Raw genomic sequence first — 21,956 nt, forward strand, 5'->3', positions numbered from 1 at the left:
AGGCCGACGCGTTCACGCCCGCAGCCCGCGTCCAGGCGAAGCGACCATGGTTCGCACGATGAGGGCGGCGAACACCGTGAAGCAGACGATCGCGCCGACCGCGAAGACCGCGGTGATTCCGGCGTCGGTCGTGTTCTCGCCGACGCCCGGATGCGCCGCCATGATCGCTGCCGCGATCGCCGTTCCGAACGAGCTCCCCGCGGTGCGCAGCACCTGGTTGAAGCTCACCGATGCGCCAAGCTCGGCCACCGCGACACTCCGTGCGATGAGCGCCGGCGTTGCCGCGTATGCCGCGCCGATGCCGACACCGAAGAGAAATATCCCCACGAGCAGGCCCCAGAGCTGCGAGTGTGCGAGCCAGAGCATGACTCCTGCGGCGGCCATGACCCCCGTGCCGAGTGGAAGCAGCGCATCCGTCGACACGCGCTTGGCGACCCGGCGGACGACTCGATTCGCCGCGAAACTCCCCACCGAGAGCGGGGCGATCACAAACCCCGCCCAGACGAGGGGAAGCTCCATACCGTAATCCGTCGTGACCGGCGCCTGCACCACCAGGCTCGCCACGGACAACCCGATGTACGACGCGACGCCGAGACCGATCGCGGTGCCGTTGGCGAGCAGGACGTCGCCGTTCCGCAGCGTGCGAAGGTTGATCAACGGGTGATCGGAACGCACCTCGATGAGTGACCAGATGGTCAGGCACACGGCAGCGAGGGCCAACGCGCCGATCGTCCAAACCGATCCCCAGCCCCACGTCGTGCCTTCGCTGATTCCGAGGAGGAGGGAGCCCAGACCGACCCCGAGGAAAAGCGCGCCCCAGAAGTCGAATTTCCCCCCGGGCGCCTGCGGGTCCGGCCCGTCGGGAACGGTGGTCCACACCACCACGGCGGCCGAAATGATGAAGAGCGCGGCGAACCAGAACGCGGAGCGGAAGCCGAGGAAGTCCGCCAGGATTCCGGTGAGCGGGTACCCGAGGCCGAGCCCCGTGGCGACCGTGACCGACAGAGATGAGATGGTCGAACGGACGTGCTCGGGGGCGACGTAGCGCCGCGCGAGCGAGATCGTGGCCGGGACGATTCCGTAGGTCAGCCCTTGCAGCGCGCGACCGATGAGGAAGACGGTGAAGTTCGTCGCGAGCGCGGCCATCACCGAGCCGATCAGGATGAACGCGAGGGCAACAAAGAGCGCCCGTTTCTTGTAGGGACCGTCGCTCAGCCGCCCCATGACCGGGGTCGCCACTACCCCGACCAGGAGGTTGATCGTCAGCATCCACTGCGCCGTTGCGACCGAGACGCCCATTTCCTGCGCAATGGTTGGCACGAGCAGCATGCCGAGGGAGCTGACGACGGCGGTCGAAAGCGCGGCGTAGATGAGGCCGGGAACGAGTCGCTTACTCATCGAGGATGCTCGCTCCGAGCTTCGCGAGGACCGGGATCGCGGCCGCGAGTGTGGCGCGTTCCTCGTCATCGAGGGTGTGTGCGACGGCCGTCCGGAGCAGATTCGCGGAGGCCGATGACTCCGTTGCGAGCGCCTCTCGGCCCGAGTCAGTGATCGCGATCCACACCCGCCGGCGGTCGGTCTCGTCGCTTCGTCGCTCGACGCATCCGACGGTTTCAAGGTCGCGCACACCGAGCGATGCCCCCTGCGCGCTCACGTGAATGGCGGCAGCCAGCTCCGAGACCATCGCCGGACCGTGGGCGGCGAGATGTCGTAGGATTCCGACCTTGCCCTCCGAGAGCGTCCGTCGCGCGCGCAGCGAGAGAGACAGCGGCCGCAGGGCGCTCAAGAATTCTAGGGCGAGGTCTTCTGCGTGTTTCTCGGTCACGATTGGAATAGTACGGCAACTTGATCAAGTTGCTTGACTAAATTCGCGAGCGGCATGTCGGCGGCGCGCGAAACGTGCGCGAGTTCAAGGTGCAGGTGGGTGCCAGGACGCGGTGGCACGCTAAACGACGGGCGCATCACTGCTTGCGTTTCGCAACCCTTCTCACGACAGGCGGATTTCGCGTGATCGACCTTAGCCATCCAATAGAGCCCGGAACCCCCGTCTATCCGGGGGACCCAGCTGTGGCGATCTCGAGGGCGCTCGACATCGCGGCTGACGGGGTCGCGGTTTCCGCCATCGCCATGGGCAGCCACACCGGCACGCACCTCGACGCGCCGGCCCACTGCATCCCCGGTGGCAGAACCGTTGACCAGATTGCGCTTGATGAACTCATCGGTGACGCGCGAGTGTTTCATGTGGCCGAATCGCTTACCGGCGGTGAGGCGATTTCGAGCGACATGCTCGGCCTCGATCGACTGGCGGAGGTACCCCGCCTGGTCGTTATTCACACCGGTTGGGATGGGTTTTGGGGCAGCGAACGGTACCTGGAATCGCCCTATCTTGAGCCGCGAGCAGCGCGGGCACTCGGCACGGCTCGCGATCTTTCCGCTGCCGATGATTGGTCTCGATGCGGCGCCGTCCCGAGTGGTGGCGTACTAGGACAGCGTCTACACGAGTCCCTTTTCGGTCAGCCAGTCGGCCGCGATGTCTGCCGCAGGGAGTTCCTCTTCGACGCTGCGGACGTTGAGTCCGATGAGATCCTCCGGAACCATCGCCGCGCTGATCTCGTCAATGATGGCCGCGGCCTCGTCACTGACGTTTTCGCTCGCGAGCGGCACGACGTGCGAGGCGAGGAAGAGTCCCTCCGGGTCCTCGAGCGATACGAGGCCGTTCTGGGCAATGGAGGGGTCGGCGGTGTAGATAATGGCGAGCTGGATGTCGCCGTCCTTGAGCGCCTGTACCGTCAGCGGGCCGCCGCCATCCTCAATAGGCGTGAACTCGGCATCGACGCCGTACACCTCCTTGAGACCGATCGGACCGTTCGGGCGGGTCTCGGCCTCGGAATTGGCACCAAGGGTGAGCGGCTCGGTCACGTTCGCCAGGTCGGCGATCGTCTCGAGGTCCCACTCGTCTGCGAACTCCTGGGTGACCACGTAGGAGTCCTGGTCGGTCGCGGGGGACTGGTCGAGGACGCGGAGCCCCTCTGGCACAGTCGCTTGGAGCTCGGCGTACACGTCCTCGCTCGTGCTCGCGTCGGCCTCACCACCCCAGTACTGAAGCAGGGGTCCCGAGTACTCGGGGAACAGATCAATTGAGCCAGCCTCGATCTCCGGCAGATACGCCTCTCGCTGCCCAATGCGGAACTGACGATCGACAGTCAGGCCCTCCGCCTCGAGCGCTTGGGCGTAGATCTCGGCGATGATCTCGTTCGAGTAGTAGTCCTGCGAACCGATCACAATCGAGTCGCCGCTCGAAGACTCGGCGTCGGTCTCTGACGTCGAGAGGGGATCAGCGGATGCGCAGCCAGCGAGCGCGATGAGGCCGGCGGTAGCCAGAGTGGCGGATGCGGTGCGAAGGAATCGTGACATGGCGTCTCTTTCTCGTGGTAATCGATAACGGAGTTAGGCGTGCGGGATTCGGTTGGGGATGCTGGACTTGGCTGACGAGCTCGGCGCCGCGCGAGCCTGCGCCGCGCTTTGCAGTGCGGCGAGCGAGAGCTCGAGCACGAGGGCGATGACGATCACGATGATGGCGCCGCCGAGCATCTGCGCATAGTCGCGGGTCTTGAGTCCCGCGAACAGGTATCGACCGAGCCCAAAGTCGGCCGTGTAGGCAGCAAGCGTCGCGGTGGCGACTACCTGCAGGGTCGCGGCGCGGATGCCGCCGAGGAGAACGGGAAGGGCGAGCGGCAGTTCGACGTGGCGAAGCAGCTGCCCTGTGCTCATGCCCACGGCGCGGGCGGCGTCAATCGTCGTCCGGTCGATCGACTGGATGCCCGCGTAGGCGCCGGCGAGTAGCGAGGGAATTGCGAGGATGATGAGCGCCAGCAGCGGTGCTTGCAGCCCGATGCCGAGCGCTAGCGCGAAGATCGTGAGCAGACCGAGCGTCGGAATCGCGCGCGCGGCGCCGGTAACGGCGCCGACCACCCCGGCGCCGCGGCCCGTATGCCCGATGAGCACCCCGGTCGGGAGTGCAATGAGCGATGCGGCTGCGAGGGTCCCGGCGGTGATGAGCAGATGTTCACCGGTTCGAGCCGGAATTCCGGAGGCGCCGGACCAGTTCACCGGGTCGGCGAGCCACGCGATGGCGTCGGCGAACAGTGTCATGCGGTCACCTCGAGCTTCCGCGTGGCAACCGGGCGGTGGCGGGCCCGCGACCAGGGAGTGACGGCGCGGCCGAGGAGGAGCAGCAGGCCGTCGGCGATGAGCGCGAGCGCGACTGTGGCAATGATCCCTGTCGCCACTTCGGCGCCGATGCCGCGCTGGAAGCCGTCTGTCAGCAGCATCCCGAGACCGGGCACGCCGATGAGCGCGCCGATGGTGACGAGGCTGATGGTGGACACCGTCATGACGCGGATTCCTGAGAGCAGCACCGGGAACGCGAGCGGCAAGTCGACGCGCCAAAACATGCCCATGCGGGAGTGCCCAATGGCAATGGCTGCCTCTCGCACCCTGCTATCAACCGAGGTGAACGCGTCCGCCGCGGTGCTCGCGAGCAGCGCGGTGCCGTAAATACTGAGGGCGATGATCATGGTCGCTTCGGAGCGCAGCGGAACGTTGAAGATCGCGGGGATGACGATGAGCAGCGGGAGGGCCGGGATGGCGTACATGAGCATCGCGGCCACGAGAACGGGCCGACCGAGTCGCGGACGGCGCCACGCCAGGCGGCCGATCGGGACCGCCACGAGGATGCTCACGAGGATTGCGGGGAGCGACAGCAGCAGGTGGTCGATGGTGAGGCTGACGACCTGCGGCCAATTCGCGCTCAGCCACGTCACGGCTCGATCACCCCGACCGGCGTGCCTTGTCCGTCGACCGCGACGTCGCGCCCGTCGACGTGCTCGATGCGCAGCGCGCGAGCAGCCCGATCGGCGCCGATGAATGCGCGGACGAAGTCGTTTGCTGGGCTTGCGAGAATGCTCGCCGGAGTACCGCTCTGGGCGATGGCCGCGCGCTCGCGGAGCACGACTACCTCGTCGCCGAGGCGAAACGCCTCGTCGACATCGTGCGTGACGAACAGGATGGTCTTGCCGAGATCGGCCTGGAGGGACAGGAGCTCGTCTTGCAGGTCTCGGCGAACGATCGGGTCTACGGCGCCGAACGGCTCGTCCATGAGCAGGATGTTCGGGTCGGTCGCGAGCGCCCGCGCCACCCCGACGCGCTGCTGCTGGCCGCCTGAAAGCTGCGCGGGAAACCGTGTGGCAAGCTGCGGATCGAGGCCGACGCGCTCAAGGAGCCCTACTGCAGCCGACCGTGCTTCTCGGCGAGAAACTCCCTGCAGCATCGGGACCGTTGCCACGTTGTCTACGACCGTGCGATGGGGGAGGAGGCCGCCGTTCTGCAGCACGTAGCCGATGGATCGACGCAGCGCGACCGGGTCCATCTCCCGCACGTCGCGGCCATCGATGAGTACCCGACCGCCGGTCGGCTCGACCATGCGGTTGACCATTCGGAGCAGCGTCGTCTTGCCGCATCCCGACGACCCGACGAGCGCGACGACTTGGTGCGATGGAATCTGAAAAGAGAATGATGAGACAGCGATCGAACCGTCCGGGAAAGTCTTCGTGACGCCTTCGTACTCGATCATGTGTGTGAGTGTAATGGCCTCTCATCTGCGGAAAGCGATAGGGACATCCTCACGTCATGCAACTCGTCCTGCCCCGGCAGCCTGCCGGAGCAGGTCGTGCAGGGCGGCCTCGAGCTCCGGCACCCGCGGGTCGGTGATGAAGCCATCGAGCCGTGGGATGTCTCGACTGACGCGCACGTCGCCGAGGAGTGGTCCGGGCACAGACGGGAGAATCAGGACTCGGTCGGAGAGACGCACCGCCTCGCGGATGTCGTGGGTGATCAGCAGGATGCTCCACGCGTGGCGCCGCCAGATCTCGAGCAGCCAGCGCTGCAGTTCGTCGCGGGTGATGGCATCCAGTGCGCCGAACGGCTCGTCGAGCAACAGCACGGGCTTGCGCTGCACGACTGTGCGGAGGAACGCGACGCGCTGACGCATACCCCCGGAAAGCTGCTGCGGATACAGGTGCTCGGTTCCCGCCAGCCCGAACGGAGCGAACAGCCCGCGGGCCTGTCTGCGCGCATCCGCCCGCGACTGTCCGGCGACCTCGAGGCCAATGCCGGCGTTGTCGAGCACGGTGCGCCATGGCAACAGCACATCGCGCTGCGGCATGTACGCGAATGGCCGATGGCGCTCGGGTACCGGCGCGTTCGCGAATCGGATGCTCCCGGCATCGGGCTCCACTGCACCCGTGAGGATGCCGAGCAGCGTCGATTTCCCGCTGCCGCTCGGTCCCACCAGCGAGACGATCTCACCCGGGGCGACGGTGAGAGTGATGCCGTTCAGGACGAGCCGATCGCCGAACGCTTTGCGCACACCGCGGACCTCGAGTTGCTCAGTCGGGTTGGGGCTGGCGTGGTCGGCGGTTCCGGTCATCGGGCTACCTCCACGGGGCGCTTCGTTCGTGGTGCGCTCGAAGTCTCGGCTTCCACATCGTCAGCGAGACGGAGCCAGGGTACGCACCGCCGTTCTATCAGGACGACGATCCCGTACAGCGTGAGCGTCAGGATGGTGCTCACCAGAACCGCCGCGAGGACGAGGTCGGTGCGAAACACGTGTTTGGCCGACTGCATGTAGACACCGAGGCCCGCGACCGCGCCCGCGTACTCGGCGAAGATCGCGCCGACCACGGCGTAGGTGATTGAAATCCGCAATGACGAGAAGAAGGACGGCGTCGAGGCTGGCAACCGAAGCATCCGAAACACGGTGAGGCGCGACGCTCCCATCGATCGCAGCAAATGCTCGGCCTCCGGGTCTGCTGAGGCGAACCCGCGAAGCAGCCCCACGACCATGGGGAAGAACGTGACGAACGCCACGAGCAGGATCTTCGGGAGCAGCCCGAAACCGAACCACAGCACCACCAGCGGTGCGAGCGCGATGAGCGGAAGGGTCTGGCTCATGATCAACAGGGGCAGCAGCGCGCGTCGCAACGGTCCCGAGAAATCGAGCGCGGTCGCGACCCCGAACGCGACCGTGAGCGAGAGCGCGAAGCCAGTAATGGTCGCGAGCAGCGTGGGAAGCGCGTGACGGAGCAGGGCCTCGCTTTCCTGCGCACCCGATGTGGCGATGCGGGTCGGAGAGGGCAGGATGTCCGCGGGAACCAAGCCCGCCGCCGCGACGACCTGCCAGATCAACACGAACGCCAGGAACGCGATGACCGGGGGCGCCACGGTGCGAAGGAGCGTCAATTGAGGTACTCGTCGGTGTAGTACTCGTCCCAGTCGGGTTCGGTCTCGACGGGTTCGCCCGCGGAGTCGACGAGGAAGCCGTTGTCGAAGAGGAACGAGCCGAACGCATCCCATGTGTCTGGGTTGGCCGCACCGATCGGCCGCTCGTCGACGGCGAGATAACCCGCTTCCGCCAGCAGCTCGGCGCTCGCGTGAACGAGGTCGTCGGCGGCTCCGAGGGTGTCGGGGTTCGCGGCGATGAGAATGTCGGCGGCGTCGGTCGGGTTCTCGACGGCGTATTCGTATCCGCGGGCGACGGCCTGGACGAATGCCTCGGCCTCTTCCGGATGCTCGGCGAGGTAGGCGTCGCTCGAGACGATGCCCGTGGACTGCTGGTCGGGCACGCCGTAGTCCTGGTAGCGGAACGACTTGTAGGGGTGGCCGTCCAGCTCGGTTTGCAGACCCTCCCAGGTCGCCACCGAGAGCGTGAAGTCAATGCGCCCCTGCGAAAGCGCGTCGTAGGCACCGGTGTCGAGCACGACCTCCTCGAACTCGCCCTCGCCCCCGTCTCCGCGGATGGTCGATGCGGCGAGTGCCGAGTAGAGGGGTGCACCGAACCCGCCAAAGGTCTGGCCATCGAGGTCGGCGGGGCGATTCACGTCATCCCGATCCCCGAGGACGACGAGCTGACCGGTGTCGGTCTGCGTCACGCGGTAGACCGAGACGAGGTCGAGTCCAGAGGTGCGGGCCATCTGCACGCTCGACTGGCCGCCGATGCCGAAGTCGGCGACGCCGGACGACACCAACTGAGTCGCCGCAGTCGAGCCGTAGGGGAGGATCTCGACGTCGAGGCCGGCCTCTTCGAAGTAGCCGAGCTCCTCCGCGACGTACACCCCGATGTGGTTGGTGTTCGGGGCCCAGTCCAGTGCGAACGTGACCGGCATGAGGTCGCCGTTGCCCGTGCCGCCCGGTTCAGCATCAGTCAACTCGGCGGCACCCGACGTCACACAAGACGTCAGGGCGAGGCCACAGAGTGCTGCCGCTGCGGCGACCGTGAACCGGGCGCGACCTGCGCGGGCTCCGGAGAATCGATTGGTTGGAAAAATGACGTGGCGCTTCACAGCGTGCCCTTTCAGTCGTCGATGGGCACGGGTTCGTCGAGTGTCCTCCCTGCGCTGGCATGATCCAGATCAGGTTTGACGGTCGAAGGTTCAGAACCTTCCTCTCAGCCCGGTCCACCGGACTCCCGTGTTGGCGACCACCATAACAACATTTGGCCTACGCCTCAGCCGGCCACGGACTCGTGCGACGTGAGGACGCCCTATGGTGGTCAACCATGACCAACCAGATTGATCCCGCATCGACGCTCTCTGGCGTTTCGACAATCACGCCGCAGCAATATGGCGTCGGCGCGCGATTCACTCTCGCCGTCTACGACTCCCGCTATGCCGAGATCATCGTCGGCGCACTCGAGCGCGCCGACGCATCCGGGCTCACCGTCGACACCGACGACATCTCGACCTTCATCGGCGGAACCGAGCAGCGCATCCTGGAGTACCTCCGCGACGTGATTGCATTCGCGGCAGACAGCGGCGCGCACGTCTCTGCGTCGATCCTCCTGTCTCGCGGCTGCCCCGGAGAGCTGCAGTGCGAGCTGCCGCAGGGCGTCGCGGCGCTCGGAGCCGAACCGGTCTCGCTCAAGCCAGCCACCGTGCGCGCTCGTGCGCACTGGTCGCTCTACCCGCTACTCGACGGCGGCGCGACCATCGATCACATGTCCCCGATCTACGAGGCCATCGAGCAGGCCCGGGCGGATGGAATCTACTCCGGGTCGGACCATTTCGCGACTCGACTCGACGGTGATCTCGCGGGCGTCCTGACCACCGCGGCGAACGCGTGGATCGCGGTCGGCCACAAGGTGCAGCACGTCACGACCCACCTCTCGGTTTCAATGAACAGTCCCTCGCTGATGAGCGACTAAGGATGCTCAACGAGGACCGTGCTCATCGACCTCGTCTCGCTGCCCCTCCGGCCTAAACTTGTCGCTATGAAGCCAACGGATGCGCCGCGAATCCAGTCTCAGCGTCGAGGGCCGGGATCTGGCTGGGCCATTGCTGCGTTTGTCGTAGCGCTCGTCTCGACGCTCGCGGGCCTGGTGATTGCTCTCTTAGGGGCTCTTTGGGGTGGCATGGCTGTCACCACAGGAGCTCCCGAGCTAGTACAGGTTTCGATCCTGCGGCAGATGTACCTCGTGGCACTGCCGCTCCTCGGCCCGCTGGGGCTGGTCACGATCATCCTCGGGATTCTTGCGCTGGTCCGAAGGGCCCGCGGCGCCGCGCTGGGGCTGGCGATTACGGCGCTCGCGCTCGCGGCCGCATTCTTGATCGCGCTCGCCGTTGGCGTCCCCTTACTTGAGATCGAACCGTGCTTCGACGCGGGATGCGCGACGTGACAGTCCGATAGTCGGGCCAGTCGATAGACTCGCGTCTATGAAAACTGGGTCGGAGGCTTCGGAGATGGCGGTGATCGCGGATCCCACGCGGGCGCGCATGCTGCGACTGATGCGGGATGCCCCCGGAGGCAAGGCGCTTGTCGGTGCCCTGGCGGACTCGCTAGAACTGCGTCAGCCTACGGTCAGTCATCACATGAAGGTGCTTCGAGATGCGGGGATCGTGACGGGCAGGCGTGAGGGCCGTCGAGTCTGGTACTCGATCACGCCTGAGTACGGCGAACGTGTCGACGCGCTGCTCGGGCCAGCTTTGCACGGCGCTGGCTCGCGACCCGACCTCGAACGCATCATCGACGACCTCGTGCAGCGCTACGAGGGGGTGCTGAGTCGGGAAACGGTCGCCCACTATGTTCGCGAGAGCTACGGGGTTCTCACCGCCGAACGCGACATCCCGAGGGCGGCATCCCGGACGGCAACCTTCGCCGCGCAGCGCCTCGATGACTTGCTCCGGCAGGAAGGTGAGCCCGTGGGCCCGCCCGAAGTGCTCTTCGTCTGCGTGCAGAATGCAGGCCGCTCGCAAATGGCGGCCGCAATTCTGCGGCAACTGGCGGGGGATCGCGTCGTGGTTCGGACCGCCGGTTCCGCGCCCGGACGCGAGGTCCGAACTCCGGTCGTTGCGGCGCTCGACGAGATCGGAGTCCCGGTTGCGGGGAGTTCCCGAAGCCGCTCCTCGACGAGTCGGTGCGAGCCGCCGACTTTGTCATCACCATGGGTTGCGGGGATGCCTGCCCCGTGTTTCCGGGTCGGACGTATCTCGATTGGCCGCTCGACGACCCCGAGGGCAAGTCGATCGACGAGGTGCGCGAGATTCGCGACGAGATCGAGGCCCGAGTGCGGTCGCTGCTGCCGCTGCTGAGCGCTCCTCGATCAGAACTCCGTTCGCGAAATGCATAGATATTGGTCTATGATTTAGGTATGAAGAAGAATGAGCCGGCCGCCGCGCCGAAGCCGACCGTACTGTTCGTGTGCGTCCACAATGCTGGCCGATCCCAAATGGCCGCTGGCTACCTCGAATCCCTCGCGAAGGGGCAGATCAACGTCCTCTCCGCGGGATCCGCACCGAAGGACTCGGTGAACCCCGTCGCCGTCGCCGCGATGGCGGAGGAGGGAATCGACATTGCGTCGAACGTGCCGAAACCGCTCACCGAAGCCGCTGCGCAGGAGGCCGACGTGGTCATCACGATGGGTTGCGGCGACGCCTGCCCGTACTACCCAGGCAAGCGCTACGAAGACTGGGTGCTCAACGACCCCGCGGGTCTTGGCATTGACGACGTTCGCCCCATCCGAGACGAGATTCGCGGTCGCGTCGAAGAGCTCGTGACAGATCTCCTCGGGGACCGCGTCGCGTGAGCGAGGCCTCTTCGGTGACTGAACAGCAGCGAGTGACCGCGCCCGGCGAAGGGCCCGCGCCGCTGTGGCGACGGGCCCTCGCCGAGGCCATCGGGACGGCCGCGCTCGTTGCCGTTGTGGTGGGTTCGGGAATCGCTGCCGTGCAACTGTCGCCGGGTGACGTCGGTCTCCAGCTGCTCGAGAACTCGCTCGCAACTACGCTCGGTCTCGCGGTGCTGATCGCGATGTTTCAAAACCTGTCGGGCGCCCATTTCAACCCGGTCGTGACTCTGGTTGATCGGCTGCTCGGCTCGACCGCGCGTCCTCTCGACCTGTCGGTCTACATCGGCGCTCAAGTTCTCGGCGGAATCGGCGGCGCAATACTGGCGAACCTCATGTTCGAGGTGCCGACCGCGATTGGAACGAACGACCGGGCGACTGCCGGAAATCTGCTCAGCGAGGTGGTCGCCACCGCCGGACTCGTGCTTGTGATCTTCGCGCTCGTCCGCACCGGTCGCAGCGCGGTCGTCGCGCCAGCGGTCGGCGCGTACATCGGTGCCGCGTATTGGTTCACGGCGTCAACGTCGTTTGCCAACCCGGCAGTCACGATCGGGCGAGTCTTCACCGACACGTTCGCCGGCATCGCTCCGACGGCCTCGCTGTGGTTCGTCGGTGCACAGCTCGTGGGCGGCGCGCTCGCCATCGTGCTCGTGCGCGTGCTGTTCCCGCGGCCCGGTGCGGCCGCGGGTCGCTAGACGCGCGCGAGCAGCTCGACGTTCGGGATCACGTAGGTCGCGTCAGGGTGCGCACCCCAGGCTCGCCAGGCAGCCACCATCGCGTCGACCGCGTCGGGCCCGACTCCCTGCGCCTTTGCCTGCGCTCGGAACGTCGGGCCTCCGACGCGGTTCGCTTGGCTCTCGCCCCAGCCTCGACATGCCTCTGTCGTCGCGTAACACCAGTTCGAGCTGCTGATCGTGACGTTGTGCAGACCGGCGGCACGCGCCCAGGCGCGAAGGTGACGACCGGCATCCGGCTCGGCACGATTCGACCGCGCAATCTGTCGATAGGTCTGGCGCCAATGCTCGAGCTCAGGCAGCTCGGGGAACCAGTGCGTAGCGAGGTAGTCGGCGTCCCGAACGGCAAGTTGCCCGCCGCGGCGGGTGACGCGCGCCATTTCCCGCAGCGCCCGCACCGGGTCGGTGAGGTGCTGCAGCACCTGGTGGGCATGCGTCACGTCGAACGTGTCGTCCGCGAACGGAAGATTGAGGGCGTCACCGCGCACAAACGCGGTGCGCTCGTCGCCACGGGCCGCGGCGTTCTGCCGAGCGGTTTCGAACGGCGCATCCGTATTCTCGACGCCGACAACTTCGCCCGGCGCGACGGCCTCCGCCAAGTCGAGCGTGATCGTTGCCGGCCCAAACCCCACATCCAGCACGCGCATCCCGGGTTCAAGGAAGGGGAGCAGGTACGCGGCCGAATTCGCCGCCGTTCGAGCGGCGTGGGAGGCGAGCACCGCCGACTCGTGGCCGTGGCTGTACTGGGGTGACGAACGCGAGTGGCTCATCGCTGCATCGTACGCCCGTCGGGTGTCGTCGAAGATTCTCAACGACGCGGGCGTGTTTCGTGCGAGAGTTGCGGGATGCGGTCGAAGTCGGCAATGCGCACGAGGTCACGAGCCCCGATTACTCGCGAAACACGAGGTGGCGAATTCGTGTACGTCCGCGACGGACGCATCATCACGAATGAGCGGGAAATCGAGCGAATCCAATCGCTCGCGATCCCGCCCGCGTGGACCGACGTGGAGATCGCGCGTTCGCCGCGCGCCAAGGTGCTCGCTCGGGGCAGGGATGCGGCTGGCCGCACCCAGCGCCTGTATCGGCCGGGCTTTCGGCGGCAGCAGGAGCTCGCAAAGTTCGAGCGAATCGTCCGATTCGGGCAGGGGTTGCCGCGACTCAGACAACAGGTCGAGCGCGACCTGCGACGTCGGACGTTTTCTCGAGACAAGACCGTCGCGTGCGTCGTTCGGCTCATCGATCAGGAGTTTTTCCGCGTCGGCAATCTCGAGTATGCGAAGAAGCACGAGAGCTACGGAGTCACCACGCTGCGACGACGACACGTGCGCGTGACCGCGACGAGCGTGACCATGGAGTTCGTCGGCAAGAGCGGGAAGTTTCACCGGTACGTCGTACGCGATCGCCGTCTCGCCAGGTTGATCGGTGAGTTGCGAGACATGCCGGGCTACGAGGTGTTTCGTTTCCTTGACGAGGATGGCTCGCTGCGGACCGTGAGGAGCCGCGACGTCAACGAGTACGTCAAGGCCGCGCTCGGAGAGGAGTTCTCGGCCAAGGATTTCCGCACCTGGGGAGGCTCCGTGCTCGCGCTCACGCAGTTCCTGGCGATCGACCCGAGCGAGGACCGGGCCAAGGCCGTCCGCAAGGCAGTTGTTGCCGTGGCCGAGCGGCTCGGGAACACACCCGCCGTGACCCAATCGTCCTATATCGACCCGCGAGTCATCGAAGCGTTTGAGGATGGCACTGTCGATTCGCTCCGTCGCGGCATGTCGAGGATGAAACCCAGGCCCTACCTGAGCCGCGAGGAGCAGTGTCTGCTGCGGCTGTACAAGCGCAAGCGTGGCGCGGCGTAGCCGACCCGACGCTCAGCCGCCGAGAACGATTTCGGCGAGCGCCCGCGTGGTGAGGTCGATCGACTCGACGTCGACGCGCTCGTTGTGTGCGTGCAGGCGATTTCGAAACTCGTCGAGCGGTAGTCGCGGCGAGAACAGTCCAAAGCCGTAGACGTGGGTTCCCATTGCCCGCAAGAACCGACCGTCGCTCCCTCCGGGGCCGATCCCCGCGGCGGGAATCGCTTCGGGGTAGTGCTTGGCGAACACGGCCAGGATGCGGTCGTACAGCCAGGTACCGACAGGCGAGACGTTGCCCGGAGTGAACACCGAACCGCTGATGCGGACGATGTCTCGCCACGGTGCAAGGGCCTCATCCAGCCACCGGTCGAGGTCCTCCTCCGTCTGTCCGGGCAAGACCCGGATATCGAGATCGATGGTCGCCTCGCCCGGGATTACGTTGAGTTTGTCGCCAGCGCGGACGATGTTGGGCGACACCGTCATGTGGGTGAGCGCATGCCCGAGGCCGGCGAGAGACCCGAGTGCCGGCAGCGCGGAGTCCAGACGCTCCGGATCGGTGAGCGCCTCGGTGGCCTCGGGATCGAGGTGCAGTGCTCGCACGAAGCTGGGCCAGTAGGGGAGGACCACCGGCGGCGCGGGGTTTCGGGAGAGCTGCAGCACGATCTCGGCGGCGGCCTCGGCGGCGCTTCGGGAGCCCCACGGCACGGCCGCGTGTCCGGGTACGCCGGTGATGTGGATGCGCCGAGGCGCCCTGCCCTTCTCTCCGATACCGACCGTGATCCCGGAATCGGGTCGAGTGGGATCCAGGAGCACCCCGCCCTGCTCGGTCAGCGCGTAGTCGGCCCGTAAAAGGTCGGGGCGATGCTCGGCCATCCACGCGGTGCCGAAGTCACCCCCCGCCTCTTCGTCGGCGACCGCGACAAACACGAGGTCACCGTCGAGCATGGTTCCCGACTCGATCGCTCGCTTCGTCACGACCGCCATCGCGGCGGTCAGCGTCAGCATGTCGATCGCGCCACGACCCCAGACCTCGCCGTCGACGACCTCTCCACTGAACGGTCCGTGCGTCCACCCCGACTTCTCGACGGGGACGACGTCGAGGTGACCGAGCAGCAGCAGCGAATGAGCTGAGGGGTCTCGTCCCGCAACTCGGACGACGAGCGAACCTCGACCCGGGTGCGGCTCGACAACTTGGACCGTCACCCCAGCGGCCTCCAGCGCGTCACCGAAGAACGATTGCAGCGTGCGTACGCTGAGGATCTCATTGCCCGAGTCTGGGGTGCCATCGTTCACGGCAGCGTTGCGGATCAGCGCCTGCAAGAGGCTCGTGGTATCGGCGGTGAGGCGCGAAATCCGCTGGATTGGTGGGCGTGTCATGAGTGCCACGGTACTCACTCCGATGAAAGGTTCATGCGAACGTTCGCCATCACGCGGCGGGCTCGCACCCTTTCAGTTCGGTGGTTTTTCGGTGAACTCGTGGCATGCTCGTTCAACATCGAGGGCACCGGCGGGCGAAAGGCGTGTCATGGGAGCTTCAGCGCAGCGATTTGGCGTGGAGGAGGAGTATCTCATCCTCAATCCCGAAACGGGACAGCCCGAAAATCGCGCGACCAAACTCATCCACATGGCCCCGCACGTTCGCGATCGAGCCGATCGTGAGTTCTTCGAATGCCAGTTAGAGACCGCGACGCCGGTCTGCGAGGACCTGTCCGAGGCGACGGAGTCCCTCAACAGTTTCCGACGCGAGATGATGGCGGCTGCCAGGGAAGACGGAGTGCTGCTCGCGGGAGTCGGGATGCCTCCGGCGGGTGGAGAAGTTGCGGGCCTCATCACTGCCAAGCGTCGATACCGCGAGATCAAGGCCGCGACTCGACAGGTGTCACGTCAAAAATACGTCACTGGGACCCACGTCCATGTCGAGATACCGTCTCGCGACGCTGGCGTTGAAGTTCTCGCGCGAATGACCCGCTGGGTTCCCGTGTTGCTCGCGCTGACCGCGAATTCACCGATCTGGGCCGAGCATCCGACCGGCTTCGCGAGCTGGCGGCACGTACACGACCTTTCATGGCCGGTCTCGGGCTACCCGCCTGCGCTCGCGGACGCCGCCGACTACGATCGCGTGCTCGAGCGACTCGTCCAGAGCGGCATCATCCGCGACAGCGGGCTCGTCAACTGGTCGGCGCGGCTTTCCTCGGACTATCCGACCGTCGAACTACGGATCGCGGACGCGCAGCTGTCCGCCAGCGACGCTGTCTCGTTCGCGGGGATCGTTCGCGCGCTCGTCCGGCACGAAATCGCCGAGTTCGAGGCGGGCGTTCCTCGCGTCGACATTTACCCGGCCCTAGTGAGTGGAGCGACCTGGCTCGCGGCTCGTGACGGGCTGCTAGGTGACCTCGTTGATCCGCTCACCGGCGTCAGCCAACCGGCATTCAACGTCGTCGACATGCTCGTCGAGCGGATAGAAGAGGAGCTGAACGATGCTCGAGATTACGACCGCGTGACACGGTATATCGCCGAGCTTCGGCGGGACGGAGGCCCGGCCGCCCAGCAGGTCAAGGCCTACGAGACCGACGGGATGCTTGGGCTCTTGGAGCTTTTTCGCTCGAGATTCGTGGCCGAAGACGAGTGACGGCGACGGGTCGGCGGCGGTCGCCGCTCGCCGCTGCGACGTGGCAATTCGGCGGTCCCCGTCGCGATAGGCTTACCCCTATGTCCAAGGTTCTTTCTCAACTTCCCGTCGGCGAACGCGTCGGCATTGCCTTCTCCGGTGGCCTCGACACCTCGGTTGCCGTCGCATGGATGCGCGAAAAGGGCGCCATTCCCTGCACCTACACCGCCAACATCGGCCAGCCCGATGAGCCAGACATCGACGCCGTTCCCGGCCGCGCCAAGGAATACGGTGCGGAGATCGCCCGACTCGTCGACGTGCAGGAATTGCTCGTGCAGGAAGGCATCGTCGCGCTGCAGACCGGCGCGTTCCACATCCGCTCGGGCGGCAAGACCTACTTCAACACGACGCCGATCGGCCGCGCGGTGACCGGCACCATGCTCGTGCGCGCGATGAAGGAAGACGGCGTCGACATCTGGGGCGACGGCTCGACCTACAAGGGCAACGACATCGAGCGGTTCTACCGCTATGGCCTCATGGCCAACCCGAACCTGCGCATCTACAAGCCGTGGCTCGACGCGCAGTTCGTCGAGGAGCTCGGCGGCCGCAAGGAAATGTCGGAGTGGCTCGTCGAGCGCGGCTTCCCGTACCGCGACGCGACCGAGAAGGCGTACTCGACCGACGCGAACATCTGGGGCGCAACCCACGAAGCGAAGGATCTCGAGTTCCTCAACAACGGCGTCACGATCGTCGAGCCGATCATGGGCATGGCACCGTGGGACGAATCGATCGAGATCAAGACCGAAGACGTCACGATCACGTTCGAGGCCGGTCACCCCGTCGCCATCAACGGAGTCGAGTACACGGACAGCGTTGCGCTCGTTCGCGAGGCGAACGCCATCGGTGGTCGCCACGGTCTCGGCATTTCAGACCAGATCGAGAACCGCATCATCGAGGCGAAGTCGCGCGGCATCTACGAGGCGCCGGGCATGGCCCTGCTGCACGCCGCCTACGAACGCCTCGTGAACGCGATCCACAACGAGGACACCATCGCGACCTACCACAACGAGGGTCGTAAGCTCGGTCGCCTCATGTACGAGGGCCGCTGGCTCGACCCGCAGTCGCTCATGCAGCGCGAGGCCATCGTGCGTTGGGTCGCATCGGCCGTGACCGGCTCGGTCACGCTGCGCCTGCGCCGCGGTGACGACTACTCGATCATGAACACCGAGGGCCCCAACCTCTCCTACCACCCTGAGAAGCTCTCGATGGAGCGCGTCGGCGACGCCGCGTTCGGTCCCGACGAACGCATCGGCCAGCTCACGATGCGCAACCTCGACATCGCGGACTCGCGTTCGCGCCTCGAGCAGTACGCCGCGCAGGGCATCATCGCCGGCGACACCGCCGAGCTCGTTGGCAAGATGGAAGAGGGCGGCGCGCAGGCCATCGTCACCGGTGGCGAGCAGGAGGACCTCGAGGACCTCAACGCGGTATCGAACCTCGCAGCGTTCGAGGCTGGCACCGACTAACCGCCGCACCCTTGGCTAGACGGGGCCCTCGACGAGAGATTCTCGGCGAGGGCCCCGTCCATGTGTCTGAGACTCAATACTCAGCAAATCGGTTACCCAGCAAACCGTTCGATGGGATAGAGCCGGACACAAGGTTGTATCCCTAACTTTAAGTCATGAAACACATCCATCACGCAATCGATTACATCGAGCTGTTCTCGGTCGATCTCGATTCCGCGCGCACGTTCTACGAGGACGTCTTCGGGTGGCAGTTCACCGAGTATGGTCCCGACTATCTCGGTATCAAGTCGCCCTTAGGTAAGGGCGAGATCGGCGGAATCGCCGGCGGGCGAAAGCCCACCCACGGTGGACCGCTCGTCCTGCTGTTCTCCGAAGACCTCGACGCGACCGAGACCAACATCGTGGCGAACGGCGGCAACATCACGAAGGCACCATACGAGTTCCCTGGCGGGCGCCGCCTCCACTTCCGTGACCCGTGCGGGAACGAACTCGGGGTCTGGTCCGAGCGGTAGTCGCGCATCCCGCCGCCAGGAGCCTTAATTTAGGCTTGCACGCATGTCGAAATTCGATCACGTCAATGAAGCCGCGAAACCTCCGAAGCTCAACAAGGCCGCCTATGAGACCGAGCTGAAACGGCTCCAGGCCAAACTTGTCGAGCTGCAGCAGTGGGTGATCGAGAACGACGAGCGCGTCATCCTCATCTTCGAGGGACGGGATGCGGCGGGCAAGGGTTCCGCGATCAAACGCATCAACCAGTACCTCAACCCGCGTCATGCCCGCATCGTCGCGCTGCCGAAACCGACCGATCGGGAGCGCTCCCAGTGGTACTTCCAGCGTTATGTCGAACACCTGCCCGCGGCGGGTGAGATCGTGATTTTCGATCGCTCCTGGTACAACCGTGCCGGGGTCGAGCGAGTCATGGGGTTCTGCACCGAGAAGGAGTACCACCGGTTCCTGCGCCAGGCGCCGATATTCGAGCGGATGCTTACGGAGGATGGGATCCACCTCGCGAAGTACTGGTTCTCCGTATCGGACGCGGAGCAGGAGCTGCGGTTCCGGTCACGAGCCGACGACCCGATGCGCCGGTGGAAGCTCTCGCCGATGGACGTCGAGTCGATCAATCGGTGGGAGGACTACTCGCGGGCGAAGGACAGCATGTTCGCGGCGACTGACCTGCCCGGAATCCGCTGGGTCACCGTCGAGAGCGAGGACAAGAAGCGCTCGCGCATCAACGTGATCAACGACATCCTGAACCGCATCCCGTGGGAGCGGGTCGAGCCGCGCGAAATCGAAATCCCGGAGCGGCCGAAGGAGCGCGAGACGGCATACGAGCGCCCCGACCGCAGCGATTTTGAGTACGCGGAGGATGTCGCGGCAAAGCTCGAGGCTTAGCGAACAGTCTCGCTACTTGTCGCCCTCGTCCTCTTCGGTTTTGAAGTCGTCGGGGTCGAGGTGCTCGACGAAGTCTCGGAACTCCGCGATCTCCTCCTCCTCGGTGGGCTGCGGTGCGGCGTCCGTTTCGACGGCGACTTCGTCGAACACGTCGTCCGCGACCCACACTTCCGCGCCGACCCTCACCGCGAGCGCGATCGAGTCGGAGGGACGCGCATCCAGAATGTGCTTGCCCTTCGAGGTCACGAGCTCGACCTCCGCGAAGAACGTGCCTTCTTCGAGCCGGGGAATCGTCACGCGTTCGATCCGGCTCTCTGTGACTTCGAGCAGCGTCGCCATGAGGTCGTGTGTCAGCGGCCGCCCGATGTTCGTTCCCTGTACGGCGGCGACGATGGATGCGGTTTCCTGCGCCCCGATCCAGACCGGCATGGCCTTGTCGGAACGAGCGGGATCGTCGATCGGTCCCAGCAGAATCACGGGGCGCTGTTGCACGTCGATCGCGAGGCCGAGTACAGTCACTCGAATCATGGGGATCCTCCAACGACGTTAGATTGGCGGCCATCTTATCGAGCCAGGCAGGGAGAATCCTTGCCGCGATTCGAGCCGGATGCGTCTGGGCGCCGGGCCCGCGCTGGATAATTAGGTGCGCATCCTGCAACTCACAGTAGAAAAATGCCGTTGTTTTCGGTCGACTCCGACTAAGATGGAGAGTTCTGGATTGAGCAAATTCGGTGCGATCGGCGATGTTGAGATCGCGCAATGCTGAAATGGGGTGACCGAATGACGTCTGTCGATAGCGTTCCGGGTGGGGAGATTAGCCCTCCCGTTGAGGGTGGGCGGCCGCTCGGTACTCCGCCGATGTCGCTCGAGCAGTCGATCGCGCAGAGCGCCCGGCAGATGCGGCTCGCCCGCGGGCTCACGCTCGCCGAGCTCGCCGCGAAGGTGGGCATCAGTCGACAGATGCTCTCGAAGATCGAAAACGCGCAGACCTCCTCGAGCCTCGGGACGATCGACGCGCTCGCGAAAGGCCTCGAGGTACCGGTCACGAGCCTCTTCCGCGCGGCCGACAACGAGGCGCAGGCCGTGTACGTCAAGGCCGGCCAGGCGCCGGAGACGGTCCGTCGAGGGAGCAATCTCGGCCACAACTATCGGCTGCTGGGAGCCCTCACGGGTCGCAACAGCAACCTCGAGCCGCTCCTTGTGACGTTGACCGAAGACAGCCAGGTGTTCCCGCTGTTCCAGCACACCGGCACCGAATTCGTCTACGTCCTCGAGGGCAAGATGGAGTACCAGCACCAAGACCGTACCTACCTCTTGGAGACGGGCGACAGTGTCTTGTTCGACGGCGAGGGCGTGCACGGTCCGGCGAACCTTATCGAGACCCCGGTGCGATTCCTGTCGATCTTCGCCCACCAGGACAAGGTGCTCGATTCCTTCAGCGATTCGCACCCGCACGTGTCCGCGAAGCGATCCGAGTAGGGCAAGCCCGTGAAGATATCCCGTCGTGCCATCGAGACCGAACCGTTCCACGCGCTCGCGTTTGGCCAGCGTGCCTCCGAGCTGCAGGCCGAGGGACACCGCGTTGTCAAGCTCTCGGTCGGGGAGCCCTCCTTCGGTGCGCCGGCGGCGGCGCGCGAGGCGATGCGCGAGGTAATGGATGGGCGGCCCATGCCCTACACATCCTCGCTCGGCCTGCCCGCGCTGCGCGAAGCCATCGCCGGGTTCTATCGCGACCAGCACGGCGTCGAGGTCGATCCCGCCCGGATCGTGATCACCTCCGGGGCCTCGTCGGCGCTGCTTGTAGTGGCCGCGGCCACGATCGACCCCGGCGACGAGGTCATCATGGCCGACCCCTCGTATCCGAGTAACCGGGAACTCGTCGGGGCCTTCGGCGGCAGGGTCGTTTCGGTGCCCACCTCGGCGCAGACCAGGTTCCAGCTGGATGCGCGCTCCGTCGCCTCGGCCTGGACCGAGATGACCACGGCGATCATGATCGCGTCGCCGTCGAACCCCGCGGGGACCTCCGTGCCGTTCGACGAACTCGCGGAGATCTGCCGGTTCGCGAAAGACCGCGACGCGTGGCGGATCGTGGACGAGATCTACCTCAACCTTGCCGACCCGCAGCCCGACGGTTCGCCGGCGCGGACGGTGCTCGCGACCGACCCGGATGCGATCGTCATCAACAGCTTCTCGAAGTACTTCGGGATGACGGGGTGGCGCCTCGGATGGGCCGTGCTGCCCGAAGCCCTTTTGCCGGCGCTCGAGTGGCTCGCGATGAATTTCTTCCTCTCAGCCTCCGCGCCGATTCAGCAGGCCGCGCTCGCGTGCTTCACCGAGGAATCCCTCGCGGAGTACGAGCGTCGCCGCGTCGAACTGGTCGAGCGGCGGCAGTTTGTGCTCGAAGGCCTGGCGGAAATTGGCCTCCCGGTCCCCGTGCCGCCCGACGGTGCGTTCTACGTCTACATCGATGTCAGCGGCACCGGGCTCGACTCGTGGACGTTCTGCGAGCGCGTGCTCGAAGAAGTCCACGTTGCATTGACACCGGGCCGGGACTTCGGAACGGTGACCGCGGACACCCATGTGCGGTTGTCCTATGCCGCGGAACGCGAAGAACTGGCCGAGGGCATCCGCCGGCTCGGCCAGTTCTTGACGCGACTGGGGTAGGCGCGCGTC

At 65.8% G+C, this 21,956-nt stretch carries 23 protein-coding genes and 2 pseudogenes; 13 read left to right on the forward strand and 12 right to left on the reverse strand.

Annotated elements, in window-relative coordinates; all coding sequences use genetic code 11:
• Positions 1–12: 12 nt before the first annotated feature.
• Together GMOLON4_RS02545 and GMOLON4_RS02550 are read right to left on the reverse strand one after the other, a co-directional pair.
• The gene (locus GMOLON4_RS02545) at positions 13–1,398 is read right to left on the reverse strand and encodes an MFS transporter (RefSeq protein WP_026936095.1); all 1,386 of its coding nucleotides are present in this window, start codon (positions 1,396–1,398) and stop codon (positions 13–15) included.
• Positions 1,391–1,825, reverse strand: a complete 435-nt coding sequence (locus GMOLON4_RS02550) for a MarR family winged helix-turn-helix transcriptional regulator (RefSeq protein ID WP_051266236.1) — start codon at positions 1,823–1,825, stop codon at positions 1,391–1,393. The genes GMOLON4_RS02545 and GMOLON4_RS02550 overlap by 8 nt, the downstream gene beginning before the upstream one ends.
• Positions 1,826–2,067: 242 nt before the next feature.
• Between GMOLON4_RS02550 and GMOLON4_RS16355 the strand changes: the two are divergent.
• Positions 2,068–2,355 (forward strand): annotated as a pseudogene (locus GMOLON4_RS16355) (cyclase family protein); the annotation flags it as partial.
• A 138-nt stretch (positions 2,356–2,493) separates the two neighbouring features.
• Here GMOLON4_RS16355 and GMOLON4_RS02560 read toward each other — a convergent pair.
• Genes GMOLON4_RS02560 through GMOLON4_RS02590 form a run of 7 tightly spaced genes read right to left on the reverse strand, consistent with a single transcriptional unit; the run spans position 2,494 to position 8,264 of the window.
• Positions 2,494–3,414: an ABC transporter substrate-binding protein gene (locus GMOLON4_RS02560; protein WP_026936092.1), complete on the reverse strand. Its 921-nt coding sequence runs from the start codon at positions 3,412–3,414 to the stop codon at positions 2,494–2,496.
• Positions 3,415–3,447: 33 nt separating this feature from the next.
• Positions 3,448–4,152, reverse strand: coding sequence for an ABC transporter permease (locus GMOLON4_RS02565; protein ID WP_051266233.1), 705 nt, complete (start codon positions 4,150–4,152; stop codon positions 3,448–3,450).
• Entirely contained in the window at positions 4,149–4,823 is a 675-nt protein-coding gene (locus tag GMOLON4_RS02570) for an ABC transporter permease (protein ID WP_026936091.1), read from the reverse strand. Before GMOLON4_RS02570 ends, GMOLON4_RS02565 begins: the two co-directional genes overlap by 4 nt.
• Positions 4,820–5,632, reverse strand: coding sequence for an ABC transporter ATP-binding protein (locus GMOLON4_RS02575; RefSeq protein ID WP_026936090.1), 813 nt, complete (start codon positions 5,630–5,632; stop codon positions 4,820–4,822). Before GMOLON4_RS02575 ends, GMOLON4_RS02570 begins: the two co-directional genes overlap by 4 nt.
• A 54-nt stretch (positions 5,633–5,686) precedes the next feature.
• Positions 5,687–6,487, reverse strand: a complete 801-nt coding sequence (locus tag GMOLON4_RS02580; protein WP_051266230.1) for an ABC transporter ATP-binding protein — start codon at positions 6,485–6,487, stop codon at positions 5,687–5,689.
• A complete protein-coding gene (locus GMOLON4_RS02585; protein ID WP_245575356.1) occupies positions 6,484–7,299 on the reverse strand; it encodes an ABC transporter permease in 816 nt (271 codons plus the stop codon). The genes GMOLON4_RS02580 and GMOLON4_RS02585 overlap by 4 nt, the downstream gene beginning before the upstream one ends.
• Positions 7,296–8,264 carry an ABC transporter substrate-binding protein gene (locus GMOLON4_RS02590; RefSeq protein ID WP_051266265.1) on the reverse strand — a complete coding sequence of 323 codons (969 nt, stop codon included), beginning with the start codon at positions 8,262–8,264 and terminating at the stop codon, positions 7,296–7,298. The genes GMOLON4_RS02585 and GMOLON4_RS02590 overlap by 4 nt, the downstream gene beginning before the upstream one ends.
• 350 nt (positions 8,265–8,614) lie before the next feature.
• Between GMOLON4_RS02590 and GMOLON4_RS02595 the strand changes: the two genes are divergently transcribed.
• The 5 genes and pseudogenes from GMOLON4_RS02595 to GMOLON4_RS02620 all read left to right on the forward strand — a co-directional run bounded on the left by GMOLON4_RS02595 (position 8,615) and on the right by GMOLON4_RS02620 (position 11,871).
• A complete protein-coding gene (locus tag GMOLON4_RS02595) occupies positions 8,615–9,259 on the forward strand; it encodes a YkoF family thiamine/hydroxymethylpyrimidine-binding protein (RefSeq protein ID WP_026936089.1) in 645 nt (214 codons plus the stop codon).
• A 66-nt stretch (positions 9,260–9,325) separates the two neighbouring features.
• Entirely contained in the window at positions 9,326–9,730 is a 405-nt protein-coding gene (locus GMOLON4_RS02600; protein WP_146137443.1) for a hypothetical protein, read from the forward strand.
• Positions 9,731–9,839: 109 nt separating this feature from the next.
• Positions 9,840–10,681: pseudogene (locus GMOLON4_RS16480) on the forward strand (metalloregulator ArsR/SmtB family transcription factor).
• Positions 10,682–10,702: 21 nt separating this feature from the next.
• Positions 10,703–11,137 carry an arsenate reductase ArsC gene (locus GMOLON4_RS02615; RefSeq protein ID WP_026936087.1) on the forward strand — a complete coding sequence of 145 codons (435 nt, stop codon included), beginning with the start codon at positions 10,703–10,705 and terminating at the stop codon, positions 11,135–11,137.
• A 14-nt stretch (positions 11,138–11,151) separates the two neighbouring features.
• Positions 11,152–11,871, forward strand: coding sequence for an aquaporin (locus tag GMOLON4_RS02620; RefSeq protein WP_245575355.1), 720 nt, complete (start codon positions 11,152–11,154; stop codon positions 11,869–11,871).
• On the opposite strand, the gene GMOLON4_RS02625 is transcribed toward GMOLON4_RS02620, so the two are convergent.
• On the reverse strand, positions 11,868–12,680 hold the full coding sequence (locus tag GMOLON4_RS02625; RefSeq protein WP_026936086.1) for a methyltransferase domain-containing protein: 813 nt from the start codon (positions 12,678–12,680) through the stop codon (positions 11,868–11,870). The genes GMOLON4_RS02620 and GMOLON4_RS02625 overlap by 4 nt on opposite strands.
• Positions 12,681–12,827: 147 nt before the next feature.
• Here GMOLON4_RS02625 and GMOLON4_RS02630 point away from each other — a divergent pair, with 147 nt between their 5' ends.
• A complete protein-coding gene (locus GMOLON4_RS02630) occupies positions 12,828–13,760 on the forward strand; it encodes a DNA topoisomerase IB (RefSeq protein WP_245575354.1) in 933 nt (310 codons plus the stop codon).
• Between the two features lie 12 nt (positions 13,761–13,772).
• Here the strand turns inward: GMOLON4_RS02630 and GMOLON4_RS02635 are convergent, their stop codons facing one another.
• Positions 13,773–15,134, reverse strand: coding sequence for a M20/M25/M40 family metallo-hydrolase (locus GMOLON4_RS02635; RefSeq protein ID WP_051266227.1), 1,362 nt, complete (start codon positions 15,132–15,134; stop codon positions 13,773–13,775).
• Positions 15,135–15,282: 148 nt separating this feature from the next.
• Between GMOLON4_RS02635 and GMOLON4_RS02640 the strand changes: the two genes are divergently transcribed.
• The 4 genes from GMOLON4_RS02640 (at position 15,283) to ppk2 (ending at position 19,283) form a co-directional block, all read left to right on the forward strand.
• Positions 15,283–16,386 (forward strand): carboxylate-amine ligase, encoded by a 1,104-nt coding sequence (locus tag GMOLON4_RS02640; RefSeq protein WP_026936083.1) that lies wholly within the window; start codon positions 15,283–15,285, stop codon positions 16,384–16,386.
• Between the two features lie 80 nt (positions 16,387–16,466).
• On the forward strand, positions 16,467–17,891 hold the full coding sequence (gene argG, locus GMOLON4_RS02645) for an argininosuccinate synthase (protein ID WP_026936082.1): 1,425 nt from the start codon (positions 16,467–16,469) through the stop codon (positions 17,889–17,891).
• Between the two features lie 155 nt (positions 17,892–18,046).
• Positions 18,047–18,403, forward strand: a complete 357-nt coding sequence (locus tag GMOLON4_RS02650) for a VOC family protein (protein ID WP_026936081.1) — start codon at positions 18,047–18,049, stop codon at positions 18,401–18,403.
• A 43-nt stretch (positions 18,404–18,446) separates the two neighbouring features.
• Positions 18,447–19,283: a polyphosphate kinase 2 gene (gene ppk2 / locus GMOLON4_RS02655; protein WP_026936080.1), complete on the forward strand. Its 837-nt coding sequence runs from the start codon at positions 18,447–18,449 to the stop codon at positions 19,281–19,283.
• Between the two features lie 12 nt (positions 19,284–19,295).
• On the opposite strand, the gene GMOLON4_RS02660 is transcribed toward ppk2, so the two are convergent.
• A complete protein-coding gene (locus GMOLON4_RS02660; RefSeq protein WP_026936079.1) occupies positions 19,296–19,811 on the reverse strand; it encodes a bifunctional nuclease family protein in 516 nt (171 codons plus the stop codon).
• 252 nt (positions 19,812–20,063) lie between these two features.
• Between GMOLON4_RS02660 and GMOLON4_RS02665 the strand changes: the two genes are divergently transcribed.
• Positions 20,064–20,762 carry a helix-turn-helix domain-containing protein gene (locus GMOLON4_RS02665; protein WP_106486583.1) on the forward strand — a complete coding sequence of 233 codons (699 nt, stop codon included), beginning with the start codon at positions 20,064–20,066 and terminating at the stop codon, positions 20,760–20,762.
• A gap of 9 nt (positions 20,763–20,771) precedes the next feature.
• Positions 20,772–21,947 (forward strand): aminotransferase class I/II-fold pyridoxal phosphate-dependent enzyme, encoded by a 1,176-nt coding sequence (locus GMOLON4_RS02670; RefSeq protein ID WP_026936078.1) that lies wholly within the window; start codon positions 20,772–20,774, stop codon positions 21,945–21,947.
• The last annotated feature ends 9 nt before the right edge of the window (positions 21,948–21,956 follow it).

The organism is Gulosibacter molinativorax (genome assembly GCF_003010915.2).
GTDB lineage: Bacteria > Actinomycetota > Actinomycetes > Actinomycetales > Microbacteriaceae > Gulosibacter > Gulosibacter molinativorax.

Excerpts from the sequence above, each read along its gene's own strand:
- GMOLON4_RS02545 (WP_026936095.1), bottom strand. The coding sequence starts at position 1,398 with ATGAGTAAGCGACTCGTTCCCGGCCTCATCTACGCCGCGCTTTCGACC.
- GMOLON4_RS02560 (WP_026936092.1), bottom strand. The coding sequence starts at position 3,414 with ATGTCACGATTCCTTCGCACCGCATCCGCCACTCTGGCTACCGCCGGC.
- GMOLON4_RS02565 (WP_051266233.1), bottom strand. The coding sequence starts at position 4,152 with ATGACACTGTTCGCCGACGCCATCGCGTGGCTCGCCGACCCGGTGAAC.
- GMOLON4_RS02575 (WP_026936090.1), bottom strand. The coding sequence starts at position 5,632 with ATGATCGAGTACGAAGGCGTCACGAAGACTTTCCCGGACGGTTCGATC.
- GMOLON4_RS02580 (WP_051266230.1), bottom strand. The coding sequence starts at position 6,487 with ATGACCGGAACCGCCGACCACGCCAGCCCCAACCCGACTGAGCAACTC.
- GMOLON4_RS02595 (WP_026936089.1), top strand. The coding sequence starts at position 8,615 with ATGACCAACCAGATTGATCCCGCATCGACGCTCTCTGGCGTTTCGACA.
- GMOLON4_RS02600 (WP_146137443.1), top strand. The coding sequence starts at position 9,326 with ATGAAGCCAACGGATGCGCCGCGAATCCAGTCTCAGCGTCGAGGGCCG.
- GMOLON4_RS02615 (WP_026936087.1), top strand. The coding sequence starts at position 10,703 with ATGAAGAAGAATGAGCCGGCCGCCGCGCCGAAGCCGACCGTACTGTTC.
- GMOLON4_RS02625 (WP_026936086.1), bottom strand. The coding sequence starts at position 12,680 with ATGAGCCACTCGCGTTCGTCACCCCAGTACAGCCACGGCCACGAGTCG.
- GMOLON4_RS02635 (WP_051266227.1), bottom strand. The coding sequence starts at position 15,134 with ATGACACGCCCACCAATCCAGCGGATTTCGCGCCTCACCGCCGATACC.
- GMOLON4_RS02640 (WP_026936083.1), top strand. The coding sequence starts at position 15,283 with ATGGGAGCTTCAGCGCAGCGATTTGGCGTGGAGGAGGAGTATCTCATC.
- argG (WP_026936082.1), top strand. The coding sequence starts at position 16,467 with ATGTCCAAGGTTCTTTCTCAACTTCCCGTCGGCGAACGCGTCGGCATT.
- GMOLON4_RS02650 (WP_026936081.1), top strand. The coding sequence starts at position 18,047 with ATGAAACACATCCATCACGCAATCGATTACATCGAGCTGTTCTCGGTC.
- ppk2 (WP_026936080.1), top strand. The coding sequence starts at position 18,447 with ATGTCGAAATTCGATCACGTCAATGAAGCCGCGAAACCTCCGAAGCTC.
- GMOLON4_RS02660 (WP_026936079.1), bottom strand. The coding sequence starts at position 19,811 with ATGATTCGAGTGACTGTACTCGGCCTCGCGATCGACGTGCAACAGCGC.
- GMOLON4_RS02665 (WP_106486583.1), top strand. The coding sequence starts at position 20,064 with ATGACGTCTGTCGATAGCGTTCCGGGTGGGGAGATTAGCCCTCCCGTT.